The sequence below is a fragment of the Photobacterium arenosum genome (assembly GCF_014841115.1).
GTDB lineage: Bacteria > Pseudomonadota > Gammaproteobacteria > Enterobacterales > Vibrionaceae > Photobacterium > Photobacterium arenosum.
Map to the genome: position 1 here is coordinate 555,304 of NZ_JACYTP010000002.1, position 19,526 is coordinate 574,829.

The following is a 19,526-nucleotide window of genomic DNA, read 5'->3' on the forward strand; positions in this document are numbered from 1 at the left end:
AGGGAGCCTGTAAGGATGGACACTGTATTCAATTTTCAAGAACAAATTCGACAAGGGATCCCTAGCGTACTGCCGGAGGCTAAACCGTATCCGGCCGGTGTTAACCGTGCGCCTAAACGCAAAGACATCCTGACGCCGGAAGAAAAGCAATTGGCCATTCGCAATGCCTTGCGTTACTTCCCGAATGAATGGCATCAGGAACTGGCTGCTGAGTTTGCTCAGGAACTGAAAGATTTTGGCCGCATTTACATGTACCGCTTCAAGCCTAACTATGATCTGAAAGCGCGCTCTATTTCAGACTATCCGGCGAAATGCGAGCAGGCAGCCGCCATCATGCTGATGATCGACAACAACCTGGATCCGGCTGTAGCGCAGCACCCTGAAGAGCTCATCACTTACGGTGGTAACGGTGCGGTATTCCAGAACTGGGCCCAATACCTGCTGACCATGAAATACCTAAGTGAGATGGAAAGCGATCAGACGCTCCATTTGTACTCGGGGCATCCGATGGGTCTGTTCCCGTCGTCGGAAGAGGCACCGCGCGTTGTGGTGACCAACGGTATGATGATCCCGAACTACTCAAAGCCAGATGACTGGGAAAAGTTCAACGCATTAGGCGTGACGCAATACGGCCAGATGACAGCGGGTTCGTTTATGTATATCGGCCCGCAGGGCATAGTACACGGCACCACCATTACTGTCATGAACGCCTTCCGCAAAGTGCTTGAAAAAGGTCAAAGCCCGAAAGGGAAGATTTTCCTGACAGCGGGTCTTGGCGGCATGAGCGGTGCACAACCAAAAGCCGGTAATATCGCTGACTGTATTACGGTATGTGCCGAAGTGAACCCGAAAGCGGCGATTAAACGTCACGAACAAGGCTGGGTGGATGAGCTGATCGACAATATGGATGCGTTAGTCGAACGTGTTCGTGAAGCACAAGCCAACGACGAAGTCGTCTCGATTGCCTTTATCGGCAACGTGGTGGATGTGTGGGAAACCTTCTACGAGAAGGACATTTTTATCCACCTGGGTTCGGATCAAACCTCGCTGCACAACCCTTGGTCAGGCGGTTACTACCCGGTTGACATCAGCTATGACGAATCGAACCGTCTTATCCGTGAAGAGCCAGAGCTGTTCAAGGTAAAAGTACAAGACACACTGAAGCGTCATGCGGATGCGGTAAACAAACACACAGCCCGCGGCACTTACTTCTTTGACTACGGTAATGCTTTCCTGCTTGAAGCGTCGCGTGCGGGTGGCGATGTGATGGCTGAAAACGGCATCGACTTTAAATACCCGTCATACGTACAGGACATTCTGGGTCCTATGTGTTTTGACTACGGTTTTGGCCCGTTCCGTTGGGTCTGTACTTCAGGCAAGCCGGAAGATCTGGACAGAACCGATGCGATTGCCGCTGAGGTGCTGAGCAAGATTATGGCCGAGTCGCCAGAAGAAATTCAGCAGCAGATGCAAGACAACATCACTTGGATCAAAGATGCGAAGCAAAACAAGCTGGTCGTCGGTTCACAAGCGCGTATTCTGTACGCTGATTCACAAGGTCGTATGGAAATTGCCAAAGCGTTTAACGATGCGATCCATCGCGGTGAAATCGGTCCTGTCGTACTGGGCCGCGACCACCACGACGTCAGTGGTACGGATTCACCATTCCGTGAAACGTCGAACATCTATGATGGCAGCCGCTTTACAGCTGATATGGCCATTCACAACGTGATCGGCGATGGCTTCCGCGGCGCGACTTGGGTCTCTATCCATAACGGTGGCGGTGTAGGCTGGGGTGAAGTGATCAACGGCGGTTTCGGCATGTTGCTTGATGGCAGTGAAAGTGCCGAGCGCAGGCTGAAGTCTATGTTGCTGTTCGATGTTAATAACGGTATTGCACGTCGCAGCTGGGCACGTAATAAAGAAGCGAACTTTGCCATTCAGCGTGAAATGGCAAGAACGCCTAAGCTAAAAGTGACGTTAGCGAATCAGGTTGACGATGACATTATCAATAATCTGACATTCTGAGTAACCTGCCAATCATTGTTTTCTGAAAGCCTCGTTATGACGAGGCTTTTTCTTTTGGGTTCAGAGTTGTGTTACGAGATTTAAACCTCCCTCCCTCCCTCCCTTGTTATGGCTCTCTCGCCCGACATATATCAGGCCTTAAATCTTAACTATTCATTCGAAGCTGTGTTTCAACGCTGGTAATTCTTCCCGGTTATTTTAACCGAAGCCACCTTTCAGTTAACGGTTAACCAGACTACGAACATGATTACGCTGGATGAAATATTTATTCATGAATGGGTTTAACTACCAGATAACTCAGTTTCTTATTATTTATTCATGTAAAAGCATCAATGTATTCCTTTTGTGAATAATTGTGGCTTGTTGTTTTTATTTTGGTATTCATGAGGTTCTTGTTTATCTCAAATTGGCATCATTAATTTGTGTGATAATAATCACAATAATATAAATTAACAGGCGCTATTAGTGAGTAGCTCGATTTTTTTGTTTTATGTCATGGGGTTGTCAATTTAATTGTGTTGATAACAATCCCTAATTAGCGCTCTTTTACATTTTTCGTCATCAGAATTGCCAGATTTATTTTTAACATATCAATAGTGAAATATTTCGTTTCACTATTGATATGTATATTAATTTTCTTTGTTGAAGCTCTTGATGGTCGAATACTTCATTTAAGTTTACGTTTGTGGGGATTAATGCTTTTGAAATGAATGTTTAATATATTAATTAGAGCGAATCGTTGAGTGTCTCAGTTTTCCTGCCTGTATTTGGATCCGCGAAAACAAAATACTATAAAAGCAAAAAAACACATATGCAGAGGGACAACAACAATGAAAAGAAAACTATTAAACTTGTCGATTGTGGCAGCACTGGGTTTTGCGATCAGTGCTTGTGGCGGTGGCAGTAGTTCTAGTAACGATACAGCCAACAACAATTCATCCGGTGGTGATCAAAATCAATCCGGTGATGTATCAACCGGTCGTTTGATTGACGCTGCGGTCCAAGGCATGGACTATGTTACCGCCACCCAGAGCGGAACCACCAATGCCAATGGCGAATTCAGCTATAAGCCGGGTGAAAAAGTCACCTTCAAAATGGGGGGCCACAGTTTTACCTCTGTTGATGCCGGGAATGTGATTACCCCATTGGACTTAGCTGGCACTGATGATATCAACAATAACGCTGTGGTGAACATTGTCCGCCTGCTGATGACTCTGGATACTGACGGCGATCCTTCAAATGGCATTGCTATTAACGAAACAGTGAAAAACACCGCGTCTCAAATTAACTTCAATGTTGCGCCCGCTGATTTTGGTAATGAATCCAATGTCACAGCGCTTCTGTCTCAGGCAGGTAAATCTGCCAGCGACCTGCCAGATGAGGCTGAAGCAAAAGCCCACTTTGAAGAAAGCCTGAGTACAACAACGGCTGATTTAAAAGGTATGTTTAGCTTAGGTTGGGAAGTGGGTGAGGATTCTGAATATGCAGGTATTGTGAACATTTTCCCTAATGGCCATTTTCTGGTTGTGGAATATGAATATGAAGTTGAAGACCAAGATGAAGATTTGTGGCAAGGTTTTCAGTATGGGAGCTTTAAGCTGAAAGGTACGGATTTAGTAGGGAAAAAGATCAGCTGGTCTAAAGATAACGACAACAACGGTATTGCAGATGACCATTTTGATGGCGGCCTGGCCAGTGATGACATCATCACCAATTTTGTCGTCAGCGATGCTTCACTTTCTCTGACCTGGACTGATCCAACACCGTCTGATGATGAAGACGCTTCCGGTGACGAAGTTTTCCCTCGAGTGGCAACCTCCAATACTATTGTGGGAAGCTGGGAACTTAAAGAAGAGCCAGCCGAAGAAGGTAATAATTCAGGACATGTCATTTTCAATTTCCGTGATGACGGTAAGTTTTTCTTGGTTCAACTGGCCGATAGCGAAGTGCCAGAAGGTGAGGACGGTGATATTGGGATTGAGTACGGTACTTATTCACATATGAATAACGTTGATCTGACTCTAGACCTGATTTTTGACGGTTCAGGGCCATCTCTCCTGCATGACAATGGAGTTCAATCCATGATTCATTCTGTGACCGTATCAGAAGATGGGAAGACGTTGACGCTGGATATAACCGATAGTCTCAATGAAAGATATGATGTCGAATTTAACCGCCTGCTGTAAGTATCATTGATCCACAACGCCAGAATATGAGCTCTCTCATTCTGGCGTTATTGTTTTCAGAACCCCCCGACCTTGTCTGATTTCGCTCCAGTTTCCCCTCGAACAGCGCATGCTGCGTCAAAATGCTTGTACAGGCATGGTGTGAGATAAATCACGAAACATTTACTTAGCCTGCTAACTATATTATATTGCTTAGCAGGCTAAGTATTTTTGGTGAAGCACCATGATTCAAGATATCAATATACTGCGTGATCTGCCGTTAGCTGAGCAGCTCAGCCGTGTTTCGCGTTTGTGGAAGATGGTGGCAGACCGCGAACTGGCCCCTTTGGGCCTCACTCATCCGCGCTGGACGGCTTTGTGGAAACTGCAGCGGTTGGGCGATCACGTCAGTCAGAAAACATTGGCAGAAGCGCTGGAGATCGAACTGGCCTCGCTGATGCGCACCCTGAAACAGCTTGAAGAACAGTCGCTGATTACACGCCGTTGCTGCGACAGTGATAAGCGCGCCCGAATTGTCAGCCTGACGGATGAAGGACGACAACTGCTCACCCACATGGAAGCACGCATCATGCAGGTGCGCAAACAGCTGCTATCGCATATTAACGATCAGGAATTACAGAAGCTGGGCTTAATTCTGGAGCAGATTGCCCACAATGCGCTGGATTCTCTGAATAAAGAACACAATAACGATTCTAAGGAGACATAAACCTCTATGACACCTGATCAAAAGTTTGCCCGCTGGATTAAATACGCCTGTTTCGCATTTGTGTTGGTCTTTGCCTATTTTTTGATGGCCGACTTGGCTATGCCTTTGACCCCACAAGCGATGGCGACACGGGTTGTTACCAAAGTCGCTCCCAGAGTGAATGGCCCGATCACCGAAATACATGTGCATAATAATCAGGCCGTCCATCAGGGCGACGTGTTGTTTGTTATCGATCCGGCCCCGTATAAGCTGGCCGTCGAACAAGCGCGTCTGAATCTGGAAAAAGTGATCCAGAATAACAGCCAGCTGGATGCCTCTATCCTGGCCGCAAAGGCAGAAGTCGCGGCGAATGAAGCCATTTTGCAACAAAAAACACGCGAAGCGCAGCGACTGAGCACACTGTTTCATCGCAACGGGACATCACAACAACTGCGTGATGATGCTCAGAGTGCTGCCATCGCAGCCAAAGCGAATTTGTCTGCCTCGAAAGCGCGCTTAAAAGAGCTGGAAGTCAGCCGGGGCGAAATCAGCGATAAAAACCTGAGCATTCGTGTGGCGAAAAATCAGCTACAACAGGCAGAACTGAATCTGTCTTATACCCGTGTAGAAGCCAAACGTGACGGCGTAATTACCAATCTCCAGCTGGAGCAAGGCGCATACGCGGCAGCCGGTAATCCGCTGGTGGCACTGGTATCAACGGATGTCGATATCATTGCCGATTTCCGGGAAAAGAGCCTGCGACATTTCAGTAACGACAGTCAGGCGCTGGTTGCTTTCGACAGTCAGCCAGGGCAGGTCTTTAGTGCACATATCAGCAGTTTGGATGCGGGTGTCAGTGCCGGACAGTTTGATGCGAATGGCCGTCTTGCCACGCCTACAGAGTCTAACCGATGGGTGCGGGATGCCCAGCGAATGCGTCTTCATCTGAACATTGATGGGGAATCGCCGCAACAGTTACCCGCAGGTGCGCGTGCCACGGTACAGCTGGTTCCGGACAGTGGCCTGTTCGCCTGGATGGCTCATGCTCAGATTAAGTTCCTTAGTGCGCTGCACTACATCTACTAAGCCGGAGGTGCCATGAAGTTATGGGATCATCCGATGTCGGAAAACGATGTCCGCCAGTGCCTGAGAATTGCAACCGGTGCCACGCTCGGCTTTACGATCAGTAAAATTTTCGGCTGGAACTACGGCGTTTTTTTTACTGTTACCCCCATGCTGTTGCTGGGAATGGTGCCTGTGATGAGTGCGCATGCCGCGCGTCAGCTGCTGGCTGCGGCGATAGTGTGCGGGTTGGAAGTGGGGATACTAGGCGGATTCTTTGGCGGACATCCGGGCATGATGACCCTGATTGCTTTCGTGCTTTTTCTGTACAAATTTGCCTGTATGTCCAAAGGAACACTCTTTCTGTTCGGGGCGAACAGCGTGCTCAGCCTGAGCATTATGCTGCACTTTGCCAGTTACCCGAGTTCAGATTTGAATGATCTTATCTTCAGCAACCTGCTGGCCAATGTGCTGTCGGTGGTGATTGCTTACCTGATGACGTTTTTGATCCCTGATGCCGAACCTCGTCAGCCACCAGCACGTCCCAGTGAACCGAAGGCTTCTCACCGAATGCGCCATGAAGCACTGATGGGCGCCAGTATTGCAACACTGTCGTTTCTGGTTTTTCAGATCTTTGATCTGAATGACTCGATGTCAGCGCAGGCGACCACCTTGTTACTGCTTTTTCCTATGCACTGGAATGGCGCTTTGGGTTATGCCCGTAAACGGGCGATGGGCACTATCATGGGGGTCGCCTTTGGTATGGCAGGGCAGTTGCTATTGTACGACTGGTCCGGAATGCTGGTATTGATCATTCCATTGCTGTGGATAGGCGCTATGTTGTTCAGCTATATGCATGTTAAGGAATCCAGCGGCTCAGGCGCCGGCTTTGGCGGACTGACAACCCTTGGCATTTTATACGGGCAATACCTGACTCCGGGTAATGATCTGGTGTTCAGCGCGCTTTATCGGGTCAGCAGTATCTTCTTCGCCATAGTTGCCACCTTACTGGTGACATACCTGATCCACCGTTTACTGAACAGCTTCGAGGCGACACGATTCAGCCCGGCTCAGTAGCCGGGGCTTGTGTTGCACTGAGGTTGATATCGACAGATTTCCACATAGTCAGTTATAGGACATTGAGCGAGTTGTATATGATGCATGTCACATATTATTAGGTTAAATACCTGTCAGGCATAGAGTTTCAACTTTCTTTGATTTCAGATAACTCTTCCCCGGATTCCCTGCTGCAAAATACGTGCTTTGTTGCTTATTTTGGCAGGGACATCACGTGAAACTTGGAAATATATCAATAAAAATAAAGCTGCAACTGCTGGTGGCAATAGCCGCCGGGATTATTGTATCTGTCTGTATTTATAATCTGGCGCAGCAGCGCAGCGCTTCATTCAGCGAGCGTGAAGATAAGCTGCGCGCACAAGTTGAAACCGCGCAAAGTATCATTCAGTTTTTTGCCGCTCAGACGGCGGATTTAGGTGCAGAGCAGGCGAAAAATATGGCACTGCAGGCCATTGATCAGCTCAGGTATGATGATGATAACTATTTCTGGATTACCAACCCAAGGCAACAAGTCATTATCCACCCGTTAAAGCCGGAATTGGACGGCGCTGATGCTTCTGCGATCCGCGATGGTTCTGGCAAGTATCACTGGCGTGAAATGGCGAGTATCGCGTCGGCAACAGGCCAGGGGTTTCTGGATTATACCTGGCGGGCACCGGATGGTCGGCTGCACGAAAAAATATCTTATGTGATGTATTTTCCTGAGTGGGACTGGATAGTCGGCTCGGGCGTACTGGTGTCGGATATAGACGATGTCTTCTACAGTGATCTGGCGAAGGCATCGGTTTTTGCTGCCGCTGCGGTGATCATTCTGGCATTGTTCGGGTACTTGCTGGCACACGATATTGTCACACCGCTCACTGCGCTGGTCGAAAAAGTTCATGTGATTGCAGACGGTGATCTGAAAGTCAGGCTGAATAAAAAGCGTAAGGATGAAATTGGTGAAATGGGGCGGGAAGTCGATCGCATGCTGGATAAACTGCAGGCGGCACTCAAAGTGGCCAGTCAGTCTGCGGAGCAATCACGTGAAATGGCTGGCCGAATTGCCAGTGCCAGTGAAGAGACGGCAACCAGCGTCGAATCTCAGCACGTACAGCTTGAGCAACTGTCGGCGGCGATGAATGAAATGTCGGCAACCATTAACGATGTCGCCCAAAATGCAGAAAGTACCTCCGAGGCCACTGTTCACGTTGCTGAGCAGGCTTCGCAAAGTAGTGTCAGCATGAAAGCCACCAGCGATAATATTCAGTCGGTGGCTGAAAACATCACCCAGGCAGACAGCTTCGTCAATGAGCTGTTACAGGGGGTAAAGGATATTCATGCTGTGGTGAACGTGATTCAGGATGTCTCGGAGCAGACCAATCTGCTGGCATTGAATGCCGCCATTGAAGCGGCCAGAGCCGGTGAGATGGGACGCGGATTTGCCGTGGTTGCCGATGAAGTCAGAAATCTTGCCAGTCGCACTCAGCAGTCGACATCAGAGGTCAAGGTCAGTATCGATAGACTGACCAGTATTGCTGAGCAATCGAGCAAAACCATGCAATCGAGTCATTTTCAGGCGGCAAGCTGTGTCGATGTTGCGCTGGAAACCCGGATCACCTTTGAAAATATGGTGTCAGACTTGAACCAAACCACTGACAGAGTGGTGCTGATAGCGGCCGCGGCGGAACAACAAGGCATAGTCGCCAATGAAATGAATGAAAATGTCAGCAGCATTCACCTGTCTGCTAACGTGATGAAAGAATCATCCATGAACCTTGCTCAGGAAAGTCAGGCAATGGCGCAAGTCTCTGAATTACTTAACCAGCACCTGGCCTATTTTAAGGTGTAGCGTTTACTTGATGATAATGAACAGCAGGGAGTTTGCTCCCTGCTTGATTCGTTAGCCATTCAGTGAAAGATCAGCGGATAAGCGTGCCTGTCTGTCGCTTTGCTGCTGCATTTTCTCTATGAAAACCGCTGGAGGTATGGGTTTATCGTAGAAATAGCCCTGGAAAAACTGAATGTTGCGCAGCTTGAGATAGGCTTCCTGTGTCGCGTTTTCCACCCCTTCTGCAACGACATCTATGTTCAGTCTGTTGGCCAGATCAACCACGTTATCTACGATATGGCTCGGCATGTCTACGGAACCAATCAGGTGGGTAAAGCTCTTATCAATTTTAATAATGTCGATGTTGAACTGGTTGATATACGCCAGCGATGAATGACCGGTGCCGAAATCATCCAGCGCAATTTGAACCCCCAGATTATGCAGCTTCTCAAACAGGAGGGCAGCATTCCCTGTATCTTCAATGAACTCCCGCTCTGTCAGTTCAGCGACCAGTTTTACCTTTCCTTCCGGAAAGACAGACATGAAACTCAGGCAGTCATTATAGAAAAGCAGATCATTACACTGGCCTGGGCTGATATTAATGGCCAGGTGAAAGCCGTCGGGTAGATAGTGTTGATTCTGAAGTAAATAAGATTTCACGCTGGTCAGCATCTGAGTCGTCATGATTGTAATCAGGCCGGTGTCCTCTGCCAGAGGGATAAATAAGTCTGGCATGATGAACCCCTGGTTCGGGTGGTGCCAACGCATTAATATTTCCGCACCGCAAATCCTGCCTTGATGGTTCACTATAGGTTGCAGGTAAGGCAGAAACTCATTGTCTTCTACGGCCCGCCGTAATTCCTCTTGAGGTGAGCGCGGGCGCTTGAGCTGGCGGTAGCCATTGATGCTGATGATAATGGCAATAATGATGCACAGATATATGGGAATGTATAAATGCGACAGCATGTAATCCAGATACATTTGCTGGCTTATCCGAGATGAAATGGTGAACTCATCATCCCGGGAATTCAGGGCGATTAATGTGCCGTTTTTTGTCTCAGAGTAAAAAGTGTTGTATGTCACTCTCTGCTGGTTATTTAACGTAACTGTTAACGGAATTTTCTGTCCAATAGTCTTGAGTGTTTTTTTTATATAATGGACATCAATACTTGCGATTGCATACCTGTCACCAGCTTTTGAGCTGAGAAAAAGAATGTTTTCATTTGGATTGAAATAATTATGCGTGGCCAGAAACAGCCGGTTGTCGATTGAGATGTGGGTGTTAGCATTCTTTTTCAATGTCCTGCTGAACAGTGATGAACAGTAAACGTAATCATCTTTGACTAAGTTAATGGTGCGAATATTAGGGCTGAGCACGGAAATGCGCTTTAGCTCTTCCGCGGTTGCAGGGGTACAGGCGGCACCGAGCAATGGAGTAGCCTTATTAACAGCAATATGGGCTTCATCCATGGTGTTTTGCAGAAGCGCACTCGCAATGTTGGATTTTTCGTTTACAAGGCTTTCCAGACTCCCCCTGGCATGCAGGTAAATACCGCCCAAGCCGAAAGCTAAGACGCTGAGTCCCAGTAACACTGCCAGCAGAAAATGTTTATACCGAATGGCAAAACGAATAATGAACCAGCTTTTACAGGTTAAAGTCATGTGAATACTAATAAAGGAGAAGTAAGCATGGTTACTCCGTGATTGTTATGTTTTTTGCACTTATTATGACTTTCATTAATACGGCAGCGCGAATGCTACAGTATTCTGGTTATATTTTAAACACTGGTCACATTTTTATTGTATCGGTTGTTGATATACATCAATGAACAGGGTGCTTTTACAGTTGAACCTTTCGGGTGCAGCGAAGTACGGTCAGACTTTTTCAGCGGAAATCTGCTGTTGCGCCAATGCAAACTGACACTGATTTTTGCCGTTTTTCTTCGCGCAGTACATGGCCTGGTCAGCATGTTTCAGCAGAGATTCGCGGGTCGTGCCGTGTGACGGATACATTGACACGCCTATACTGACGCCGAGATGGAGTGGGTTATCTGTCAGCATGAAAGGACGGCTGAACATGGTGAGTATTTTGTCTGCCAGCATTGTGGTTGTATCCGTCGATGCGATATTTTCCAGTATCAGTATAAATTCATCGCCACCAATTCTGGCCACTGTATCGGTTTCTCTCAGTGAGTTTACCAGTCTGATCGATACGGCTTTCAGCAGTTTGTCTCCGGCATCATGCCCGAAGGTGTCATTCACGTCTTTAAATCCGTCCAGATCGACAAACATTAAAGCCATATTGGTATTGCTGCGTTGGCAACGCAGGATGGCACTGTCAATTTTTTCCTGAGCGTAGCGAAGGGTGGGCAGATTGGTCAGCGCATCGTGATTGGCCATGTGTCTCAGCCTTGCTTCAGTCTGGCTGTGTTTTTTGATCTCATCCTGCAATCGGGTTATCCAGAATCCAAGCACAAGAATGATCACCAGTGAGACTGCAGACCAGCGATAAATATCTGTGAAATTATGACGTTCTGTAATAGTGAACTGTGTCCATTTTCGGGAAATCTCTCGGTGTTCTTCAGGGGTAATAGATTGCACTGCCATGTTCAGTAACCTGAGCAACTCGGGCTTATCCAGCCTGACCCCGACAGCAACAGGCAGCGAAAAGTCGAGCTTGGCAATGATCTTTTTACGAAAGACATCTTCTTTCAGTTCATCTATCAGTGAATCTAACGGGGCAACAAAGGCGTACACTTCCCCGGCATTTAACAGGTGCATGGCTTGCAAAGGGGTGGCGGCATAGACTTGCTGAATCTCTGGGTGGGTGTGTTGCAATCTGGTCATTACAGCGGAGTGTTTTGGCCCGGCAATGGATTGTCCGGCCAGTTCATCCAACGAGGTCAGCATGGGTTTATCAGCCTTGGCAACCAGCACGTTGTGAATCTGATAGTAAGGTGAGGTAAACGACAGGTATTTTTCCCGCTCTGGGGTTTGGCTGATAGCCGGAATAAAATCGCAGTGGCCGAGTTGCAGGGCGGTTAAGGACTCACTCCAACTGCTCGTGAAATAGGGATGAAAAGTGACGCCCAGATAACGCTCAATAAGGTGCAGATAATCGGCAAAAATGCCTTTGTGCTGCTCTTGCTCCTGGTAATCGTACGGACGCCAGGCAGGATTGAAGCAATAGGACACTTTCTGTGAAATCAGTTCAGTTGCCCATGGTTCGTGATCTGCTAAAGGTTGTCTCAATGGATCCTGATGAGAGGCACACGTGATTACCGGTGCAAATCCTGCCAACAATATAAAAAGCTTGAGAAACTGATTTCTCATTGCTCCTCCCTGAGAACTGCAATCCATACCACTGTTTTAGAGAAAATGAATGTAACGATTTGTTTGATTTTTGACCAAGCTCCCACAAGTCTAATTCAGTAAAAAAAATAAGCAGGTCGAAATGACAAAAATTTAATCTTCTGCACAAAGTTTGATTCTTAACGCTTATTGATTAACAGGTAAATTCAGAGAGATCATCGCATTAAGTGAAATAGGCATTGTATTGAAAGAGTGAATTTCATTAATGAATATTTTTGTGCAACCTGGTTTTATGCGGCTGTGTTTTATGCGGCTGTGTTTTATGCATCTAGGTTTGTGCGTCTGTGTTTCTGGTGTAAGGTAGCGGGCTGATGAAAAACTGAAGAGTTATGATTGGAGTAAGCATGATAATCAGAAAAGTGGCATTAGATGATGCTGAAAGGCTGGTGGCTCTGTTTCATTTGCTCGATACAGAGACAGATTTCATGCTGTTTGAACCCGGAGAGCGTCAGCTGACGATAGAGCAGCAAAGAGAGCAATTGCCGGAATGGGTGGATTCCAATCAGCAAACGATGTTCGTTGCAGAAAACGAGGCTGGCGAAGTGATCGGCTTTATCGTCGGGGTGGGCGGCAAAATGAACCGTATCAGGCATTCTCTTTACTGCGCCATTTGCATTCAAAAAAGTGCTCAGGGTAAGGGTGTCGGCCGGCAACTGATGGCGTCTTTAGAAACGTGGGCATGTCATCATGCTTTTCACCGTATTGAGCTGACGGTGATGGCACATAATGCACCAGCTCGTCATCTATACAAGGCTGCCGGATTTGACGAAGAAGGGATCAAGCGAGACGCCATGCGGGTGAATGGTAAGTATGTGGATGAAATTTATATGGCTAAGTTGCTGAACGCGAGTTCACAGCAGTGATCACATGGCTGTGATCGCCAAACAAAACCCAGGTAGATAACCAATGTTTGAAAAATTAAAGAGAGACATTTGTCAGTTGCAGACCGAAAGACTCATCATCCGGCAATGGAAAGAAGATGACAACGTACCGTTTGCTGCCATGTGTGCAGACCCGAATGTGATGAGGTATTTCCCCGCAACCCTGAGTGAAGATGAAAGCGTTCAGCTTGCACACAAAGCGACCTCATTGATTCAGAAAAACGGGTGGGGTTTTTGGGCAGTAGAAAGAAAGGATACCGGTCAGTTTATTGGCCTGGCGGGTTTGCATTATCAGGACCTTGATATACCCGATACCCCCTTTATTGAAATTGGCTGGCGACTGGCCGCCGATCAATGGGGGAAAGGGTTCGCACCTGAAGCAGCACAACGTGCTTTGAGTTATGCGTTTGATGAGCTGCAGGCACCTGCTGTTTATGCGTTTACTACCTTAGCCAATCAGCCTTCCCGGCGTGTGATGCAGAAGCTGGGCATGTCGGATTGTCAGAAAAACTTTATGCATCCTAAATTGCCGCATGATCACTCACTGGCTGAACATTGTTTGTACCGGATAACACGGCAAGAGTGGCTGATGTTGAATACGCCAGACAGACTGTGAATGTACCTGCCTTGCATGGCAGTATTGAGCGATATTTTCTTAGTCACATCTGATTGAATTTCAGTACTTCTTTTCCACATAGTCTACGCTTTTTTAGGTACGGTCAGCTTGTCAGTGACCCGTTATGTTTACCGTCCGAATTGGCCGAATAACACTAAGAAGGAAGAGGCGCATGGGATTCATCGCATTTCTGTATTTCCTCATCGGGCTGGTGCTGTTTGGAGGAGGTCTGTGGCTGATCTCCCTGGGGGGTAGCTGGTATTTTGCCATCGCTGGCGTGGTGTTTTTGCTGGTTGCAGCCAAAATCAGAACCAAGCGGGGTAACGCGCAGATCCTGTACGGTTTATTTTTGCTGGCATCGTTGATCTGGTCATTGTGGGAGTCCGGTTATGACTGGTGGCCACTGGCCAGCAGGATGGGATTACTGCTGGTTTTAGGTATACCGCTGCTGTTTTCTTTCCGTCTGATGGGGCGAACCAGAATCAGCCGTCTGACCGCGTACTGGTGGTTAGTCGCGCTGGTGACGCTGGGCAGCATGTTTAACGACACCCACAAGCTGGAAGGCCAGTTAAACACATCCACTATTGTCCAGACACCGAAGCTGGGGCAGGTACCTGAAGGGGATTGGTACAGCTACGGCCGCAGCAATTTTGGGCAGCGTTACTCGCCGCTGGAGGATATTACTCCGCAGAATGTGGGTAAGTTAGAGCAAGCCTGGCAGTACCAAACCGATGATGTGAAAAGAAAAGGGGATATCGGGGAATTTACTTATGAGGCTACGCCGCTGAAAATCGGCAATACCTTGTATTTGTGCACACCCCACAACTGGCTGGTGGCACTGGATGCCGACAGCGGCCAGCAGCGCTGGGTGTATAACGCGAAAGTCGGCGAGGACAACCAGCGCCAGCACCAGACTTGCCGCGGGGTGTCTTATCTCGCGCCTCAGGCAGGTGAACCGGCCATGATTTCGCAGCCCGGTTCCGGTGCGGCGGAAACATTAGCCAGTGTTGACTGCGATGCGCAGATCTTTTTGCCGACCTCAAATGCCAGGCTGATTGCGCTGGATCCGGCCACCGGCGCACGCTGTAAAAATTTCGCTGAAGACGGAGTGCTGGACTTACTGCACAATATGCCCTTCCCAAAATCCGGTTATTATTATTCCACCTCTCCGCCTGTGGTGGCGAAAGGGGTCGTGGTCGTGGCCGGTTCCGTCAATGACAACTATGACATCAACTCGCCATCCGGTGTTATCCGTGCCTACGATGTCAAAACCGGAGCCTTGAAGTGGAATTGGGATTCGGCCAATCCAACCGATACCCAGCCGATTGCCAAAGATAAACTGTATGCGACCAGTTCGCCGAACAGTTGGTCTGTCGCCAGTGCAGACGAAGCGCTGGGCTTGATATATATCCCTATGGGCAACCGTACCCCGGATCAGCTGGGCATGTTCCGCACCCCGGAGGAAGAAAAATACGCTTCTTCGGTCGTGGCATTGCGCCTGGATAATGGTCAGCCAGTCTGGGTACAGCAGTTTGTTCATCATGATTTGTGGGACATGGATACCCCCGCGCAACCGAGCCTGTTAGATATTCAGACCGACAGTGGTCTGCTGCCTGGGCTGGTTGTGCCGACGAAACAAGGCGATGTCTATGTACTGAACCGGGCGACTGGCGAGCCGATCCATCCGATTACCGAAGTGGCAGCACCTCAGGGAACAATTGATGGCGATTTTGCCTCTCCGACCCAGCCTGAATCAGCACTGAATTTTAATCCGCCGCCGCTGGAAGAGAAAGACATGTGGGGCGCTACGCTGATTGATCAGCTCTACTGCCGTATTCAGTTTCGCCAGCTGCGTTATGAAGGCCGCTATACCCCGCCATCAGAACAGGGAACTATCGTCTTTCCCGGTAATTTCGGTGTCTTTAACTGGGGCGGGATCGCCGTGGATCCAGAGCGGCAGGTGATGTTCGGTATGCCGCTTTATCTGGCTTTTACTTCTACCTTAATTAAGAAAGACAGCAGTGCGTCACTGGGTGAGGTCAACGTAGGGGAACATGGTGTGAATGCCAACCAAGGTGCTGATTACGCCGTGAGCCTCAAACCTTTCTTATCACCGCTGGGCGTGCCTTGTCAGCAACCGCCCTGGGGTTATGTGGCCGGTGCTGATCTGAGTCAGGGCAACGTTGTTTACAAGCACAGAAACGGGACAATTCGCGATCTGACTCCCTTGCTGCTGCCCATCGAAATGGGCGTCCCCGGCATAGGCGGGCCGATCATTACCAAAGGCGGCGTTGTCTTTATGGCAGCCGCAGTCGATAACTATCTGCGTGCTTATGATCTCAGCGACGGTGAAGAAATATGGAAAGCCCGCCTGCCTGCCGGTGGACAAGCCACACCTATGACTTACCTCAATAGCCAGGGCGAGCAGATGGTGGTGATTGTGGCCGGGGGACATGGCTCAATCGGCACAACGCTTGGGGACTATATTGTTGCCTTTAAGCTGAAAAAATAGCCTGAGCCATGATGTCTTTGGTGGTGACTGGCACGGAATTCTTCGGTGCTCTGGCGGCATTCAGTGCCAGTCTGTTTTGCGGCGCGGCTTGCTATATCAGCCTTGTTGAGCATCCCGCCAGACTGGAATGCGGTGCGGAACTGGCGGCGACTGAATTGAGCTAGCCGGTAGAGACCACTTCCCACGTACCGTCCGGCAGTTTGCAGGCGGTGCCGACAGCGGTTTCTGTTGTCTCGTTCACTGTGACCAATTGCTGAAACTCTCTGCAATAGCGGCCACTGGTGGTTGTACCTTCCCGCGTTGCTTTCACCGAGCCAGAAGCGGCGCCGTCCTGCCATTGTACAGTGCGGCCCACTGGTGATGTGGTAGCCGTTATCTGCGCTTGTTCATGACGCCGTTGCTGGTGTTCATTGAGCTGGTTTAGCAGTTCGAAGTGAATAGCGGTGAAACCCAGCCAGTTGATGGCTTCCTGATTCGTTCGATATTGTCCGTAGCCATCATACCAACTGCCGTAAGGTCGGGTGACCCGAATGCTGTTAACCACAAAGTAACGATCCGGTGGGACTGCAGCATTGCTCTTGTTCTGTCTGGCCAGATAGTCGTCGATGTCAACATAGTGACGGCTGTCCATCACGCCATTTTTTAATTCTTCTCTGGTGATTCGCCCTGTGCGCTTTTCGATATTCACCTGTGGTGAGTAGATGGGTTGCTGGCCGCTGAGCAGCGCCAGTTTCTTGCCGGCTGAAAATGCAGTATCGGTGGCGTGAGCGCCGGACGCCGCTAAAATCAGGGAGGACAGCAGTAAGGATGAGCCTGACAACATAAGAGAGACTGTTCGATGCATTGTCGAGTACTCCATATCTAAGGGCTGTACATTGAGTAACCAAATGCCTCCTGCCTGTTATGTCTATACTCCCTTACGCCTTCAGTATAGGCAGCCTATTCATAGGCTTGTGGATTCCATGTCCTGGGTCTAAAAATCGATACATCTTCAGGCAGAATGGTCAGCAAAGGCTATCCTTGACGATATCAGTGACAATGAACTCTGATGCTTCCGGTGGTAAATGCTCTCTGTTCATGCATTAATAATTTATGCATAACGAGTTGCTTATCTGTCTTTACGCAGGTTGTCTGTTTTTACGCAGACAATACGTTGTTCTGACTCAGTACGGTTGAGTTATTAGCCATATCCACTGTGTCTGATGCAGCGAACAAAACAAGGGAATGTATGCACACTGAATATTCTGAAAGCGAAAATGTGATTCGCCGTTTAAATGAAATTGCCCAGCTTTACGATAAAGGCTTCGATGTCCAGATGAATGCGCTCATTCAGCTGGGACTGGAGCAATTCAATCTGGACATCGGTATCCTGGCGCAGGTGGAAGGTGACACTTACACCATACGCCATTGTATTTGCCCGGAACACATGCCTCTTATGCCCGGCAATCAATTTGAATTTGGTATGACGTACTGCGCAGTCACTTGCGAATCAAACGGTGTCGTTGCCGTTGAGCATGTCGGTAACAGCGATATACTGGGGAGCCATCCAGCCTACCGGCACTTTGGGCTTGAATCCTATATTGCTATTCCTATCCATGTGGGTGGAGTGACCTGGGGAACACTGAACTTTTCCAGTCCGGCCCCTTATCCCCGCGCATTCAAAGACATAGATACCGATACTCTGCAACTGATGGCGAGCTGGATAGAAACCGAGCTGGTACGGCGAATGCAGGAAAATGAACGGTAAGGAGTCCGTCGGCTAAGTCATGGTAAAACTGGATAATGGATTGAAAATCTGGCTGGATGCCTACAATCAGGGGCTGGCGCAACTGATGCAATCTGGCTACGTTGCCACTGCTGAAGCCGTACGGGACGGACTGTCGACCCTGACGGCAACTTGTGTGACTGATTCGCCCCACATAGCCAGAGTACTCGACACCTGTGTCACTGAGCACACACAGGTTGTTCCTGTCCGTATTTATCATCCAGCACCTGACAGGCCGTTGCCTGTTATTGTTTTTCTGCACGGCGGTGGCCACATGGCAGGCAGTGTGGCTGTGTACGATGCTATCTGCCGGAAACTGTCAAAAGCCACGCAACACATAGTGGTGTCGGTTGATTACCGTTTGGCGCCCGAGTGGCCCTATCCCAACGGATTATCGGATGCCCGCATTGTTATCGGTCAACTCTGGCCTTTGCTTGAACAGCATCAGTTAGCGTATTTACCGACACTGTCACTGGTGGGGGATTCAGGGGGCGGCGCGATGGCGGCCACACTGAGTGCTGACTATCAGGACTATCCCAACGTTAGCATAGATAATCAGGTGCTGATTTATCCCAGCCTGGATTACACCATGAGCCAGCCTTCGGTCACCGCAAACGGCAAAGGGCTGTTTCTCCAGCAGGATAAAATGCAGTGGTATTTTGATCATTATTTTCAGCATGGCGAGGACAGGCAGGCCGCTTCCCCGTTGTTTATGGCTAAGAGCGCCCAGCTGCCCCGAACGCTGATGATCACGGCTGAATTCTGCCCCTTAAGGGACGAAGGTGTGGCTTATGTACAGCAATTGTCAGCGCTGGGAATCCCTACCGAACATTTTCATCTTGATGACATGATCCACGCGTACCTTAATCTTGAATCGTTAGTGCCGATTCAGTGTCGCGCCACCTATCAGAAAATTGCAGATTTTTTAACAACATCGGGTGATAATTAACTCTTTGCACCTTTGTTACTTTGCACAATAAGGACCCAGTATGTTCGAAATCGTGATCCGCTATTTCCACTTTATCGGTATTTTTGCACTCTTCTCCGTGCTGGTGGTCGAGCATATGTTGATCAAACGTCGCCTGACAGCTGAGGAAATGCATCGTCTGGCAAGGCTGGATGCTGTCTATGGCATTTCAGCCGTTGTTGTGCTTTTGGCCGGGCTGGCAATGTGGTTTCTGGTGGGCAAACCTGCCGACTTTTACACCGCGAATCCGGTCTTTCATGCCAAAGTGACCTTGTTTCTGATAGTGGCTGCTTTGTCGGTTTTTCCCACCGTTTTCTTTTACAGACACAGACGCACAACCCGCGAAACCATTCCGGTGCCGCCTGCCATTGTTATTCTTATCCGTCTGGAGTTATTACTGCTGCTTGTGATTCCCTTACTGGCTGTACTGATGGCACGAGGTGTCGGGCTTGGCTGATGCTTGCGGGATACAGCCTGACGACAGCGCGCGACGCGCCGATATTGATTCAGATCTCCCTCTTAAAACTGCCTGAAACTCAGTATGTTGCAAAATCGCATCTAAGCT

Annotated in this window: 16 protein-coding genes; 13 read left to right on the top strand and 3 right to left on the bottom strand. The window is 48.8% G+C overall.

The annotated features are described in order from the left end of the window. Positions 1–15 precede the first annotated feature (15 nt). The 6 genes from IFO68_RS05760 to IFO68_RS05785 all read left to right on the top strand — a co-directional run bounded on the left by IFO68_RS05760 (position 16) and on the right by IFO68_RS05785 (position 8,869). A complete protein-coding gene (locus IFO68_RS05760; protein WP_192014991.1) occupies positions 16–2,028 on the top strand; it encodes a urocanate hydratase in 2,013 nt (670 codons plus the stop codon). 830 nt (positions 2,029–2,858) lie between these two features. Then, positions 2,859–4,214: a hypothetical protein gene (locus IFO68_RS05765; RefSeq protein WP_192014992.1), complete on the top strand. Its 1,356-nt coding sequence runs from the start codon at positions 2,859–2,861 to the stop codon at positions 4,212–4,214. A 223-nt stretch (positions 4,215–4,437) separates the two neighbouring features. Next, a complete protein-coding gene (gene slyA, locus IFO68_RS05770; protein WP_192014993.1) occupies positions 4,438–4,920 on the top strand; it encodes a transcriptional regulator SlyA in 483 nt (160 codons plus the stop codon). Positions 4,921–4,926: 6 nt separating this feature from the next. Continuing rightward, on the top strand, positions 4,927–5,985 hold the full coding sequence (locus IFO68_RS05775) for an HlyD family secretion protein (RefSeq protein WP_192014994.1): 1,059 nt from the start codon (positions 4,927–4,929) through the stop codon (positions 5,983–5,985). 12 nt (positions 5,986–5,997) lie between these two features. Further along, positions 5,998–7,038 (top strand): DUF2955 domain-containing protein, encoded by a 1,041-nt coding sequence (locus IFO68_RS05780; protein WP_192014995.1) that lies wholly within the window; start codon positions 5,998–6,000, stop codon positions 7,036–7,038. Between the two features lie 214 nt (positions 7,039–7,252). After that, the gene (locus tag IFO68_RS05785; protein WP_192014996.1) at positions 7,253–8,869 is read left to right on the top strand and encodes a methyl-accepting chemotaxis protein; all 1,617 of its coding nucleotides are present in this window, start codon (positions 7,253–7,255) and stop codon (positions 8,867–8,869) included. A 51-nt stretch (positions 8,870–8,920) separates the two neighbouring features. Here the strand turns inward: IFO68_RS05785 and IFO68_RS05790 are convergent, their stop codons facing one another. Next, complete coding sequence (locus IFO68_RS05790) at positions 8,921–10,510, bottom strand: EAL domain-containing protein (protein ID WP_192014997.1); 1,590 nt, start codon at positions 10,508–10,510, stop codon at positions 8,921–8,923. A gap of 213 nt (positions 10,511–10,723) precedes the next feature. After that, entirely contained in the window at positions 10,724–12,181 is a 1,458-nt protein-coding gene (locus tag IFO68_RS05795) for a diguanylate cyclase domain-containing protein (RefSeq protein WP_192014998.1), read from the bottom strand. A gap of 383 nt (positions 12,182–12,564) precedes the next feature. Here IFO68_RS05795 and IFO68_RS05800 point away from each other — a divergent pair, with 383 nt between their 5' ends. From IFO68_RS05800 to IFO68_RS05815, 4 genes are all read left to right on the top strand, one after another. After that, positions 12,565–13,083 (top strand): GNAT family N-acetyltransferase, encoded by a 519-nt coding sequence (locus IFO68_RS05800; RefSeq protein ID WP_192014999.1) that lies wholly within the window; start codon positions 12,565–12,567, stop codon positions 13,081–13,083. A 43-nt stretch (positions 13,084–13,126) separates the two neighbouring features. Beyond that, positions 13,127–13,717, top strand: coding sequence for a GNAT family N-acetyltransferase (locus tag IFO68_RS05805; RefSeq protein ID WP_192015000.1), 591 nt, complete (start codon positions 13,127–13,129; stop codon positions 13,715–13,717). Positions 13,718–13,889: 172 nt separating this feature from the next. Next, a complete protein-coding gene (locus IFO68_RS05810) occupies positions 13,890–16,229 on the top strand; it encodes a membrane-bound PQQ-dependent dehydrogenase, glucose/quinate/shikimate family (RefSeq protein ID WP_192015001.1) in 2,340 nt (779 codons plus the stop codon). 8 nt (positions 16,230–16,237) lie between these two features. Next, the gene (locus tag IFO68_RS05815) at positions 16,238–16,393 is read left to right on the top strand and encodes a hypothetical protein (protein WP_192015002.1); all 156 of its coding nucleotides are present in this window, start codon (positions 16,238–16,240) and stop codon (positions 16,391–16,393) included. Here IFO68_RS05815 and IFO68_RS05820 read toward each other — a convergent pair. Then, positions 16,390–17,073 (bottom strand): hypothetical protein, encoded by a 684-nt coding sequence (locus tag IFO68_RS05820; RefSeq protein ID WP_192015003.1) that lies wholly within the window; start codon positions 17,071–17,073, stop codon positions 16,390–16,392. The genes IFO68_RS05815 and IFO68_RS05820 overlap by 4 nt on opposite strands. A gap of 384 nt (positions 17,074–17,457) precedes the next feature. Between IFO68_RS05820 and IFO68_RS05825 the strand changes: the two genes are divergently transcribed. From IFO68_RS05825 to IFO68_RS05835, 3 genes are read left to right on the top strand one after another with little or no spacing between them, the layout of a single operon-like run. Further along, entirely contained in the window at positions 17,458–17,976 is a 519-nt protein-coding gene (locus IFO68_RS05825; protein WP_192015004.1) for a GAF domain-containing protein, read from the top strand. A gap of 19 nt (positions 17,977–17,995) precedes the next feature. Continuing rightward, on the top strand, positions 17,996–18,943 hold the full coding sequence (locus tag IFO68_RS05830) for an alpha/beta hydrolase (RefSeq protein ID WP_192015005.1): 948 nt from the start codon (positions 17,996–17,998) through the stop codon (positions 18,941–18,943). A gap of 40 nt (positions 18,944–18,983) precedes the next feature. Further along, a complete protein-coding gene (locus IFO68_RS05835; RefSeq protein ID WP_192015006.1) occupies positions 18,984–19,418 on the top strand; it encodes a DUF2214 family protein in 435 nt (144 codons plus the stop codon). The last annotated feature ends 108 nt before the right edge of the window (positions 19,419–19,526 follow it).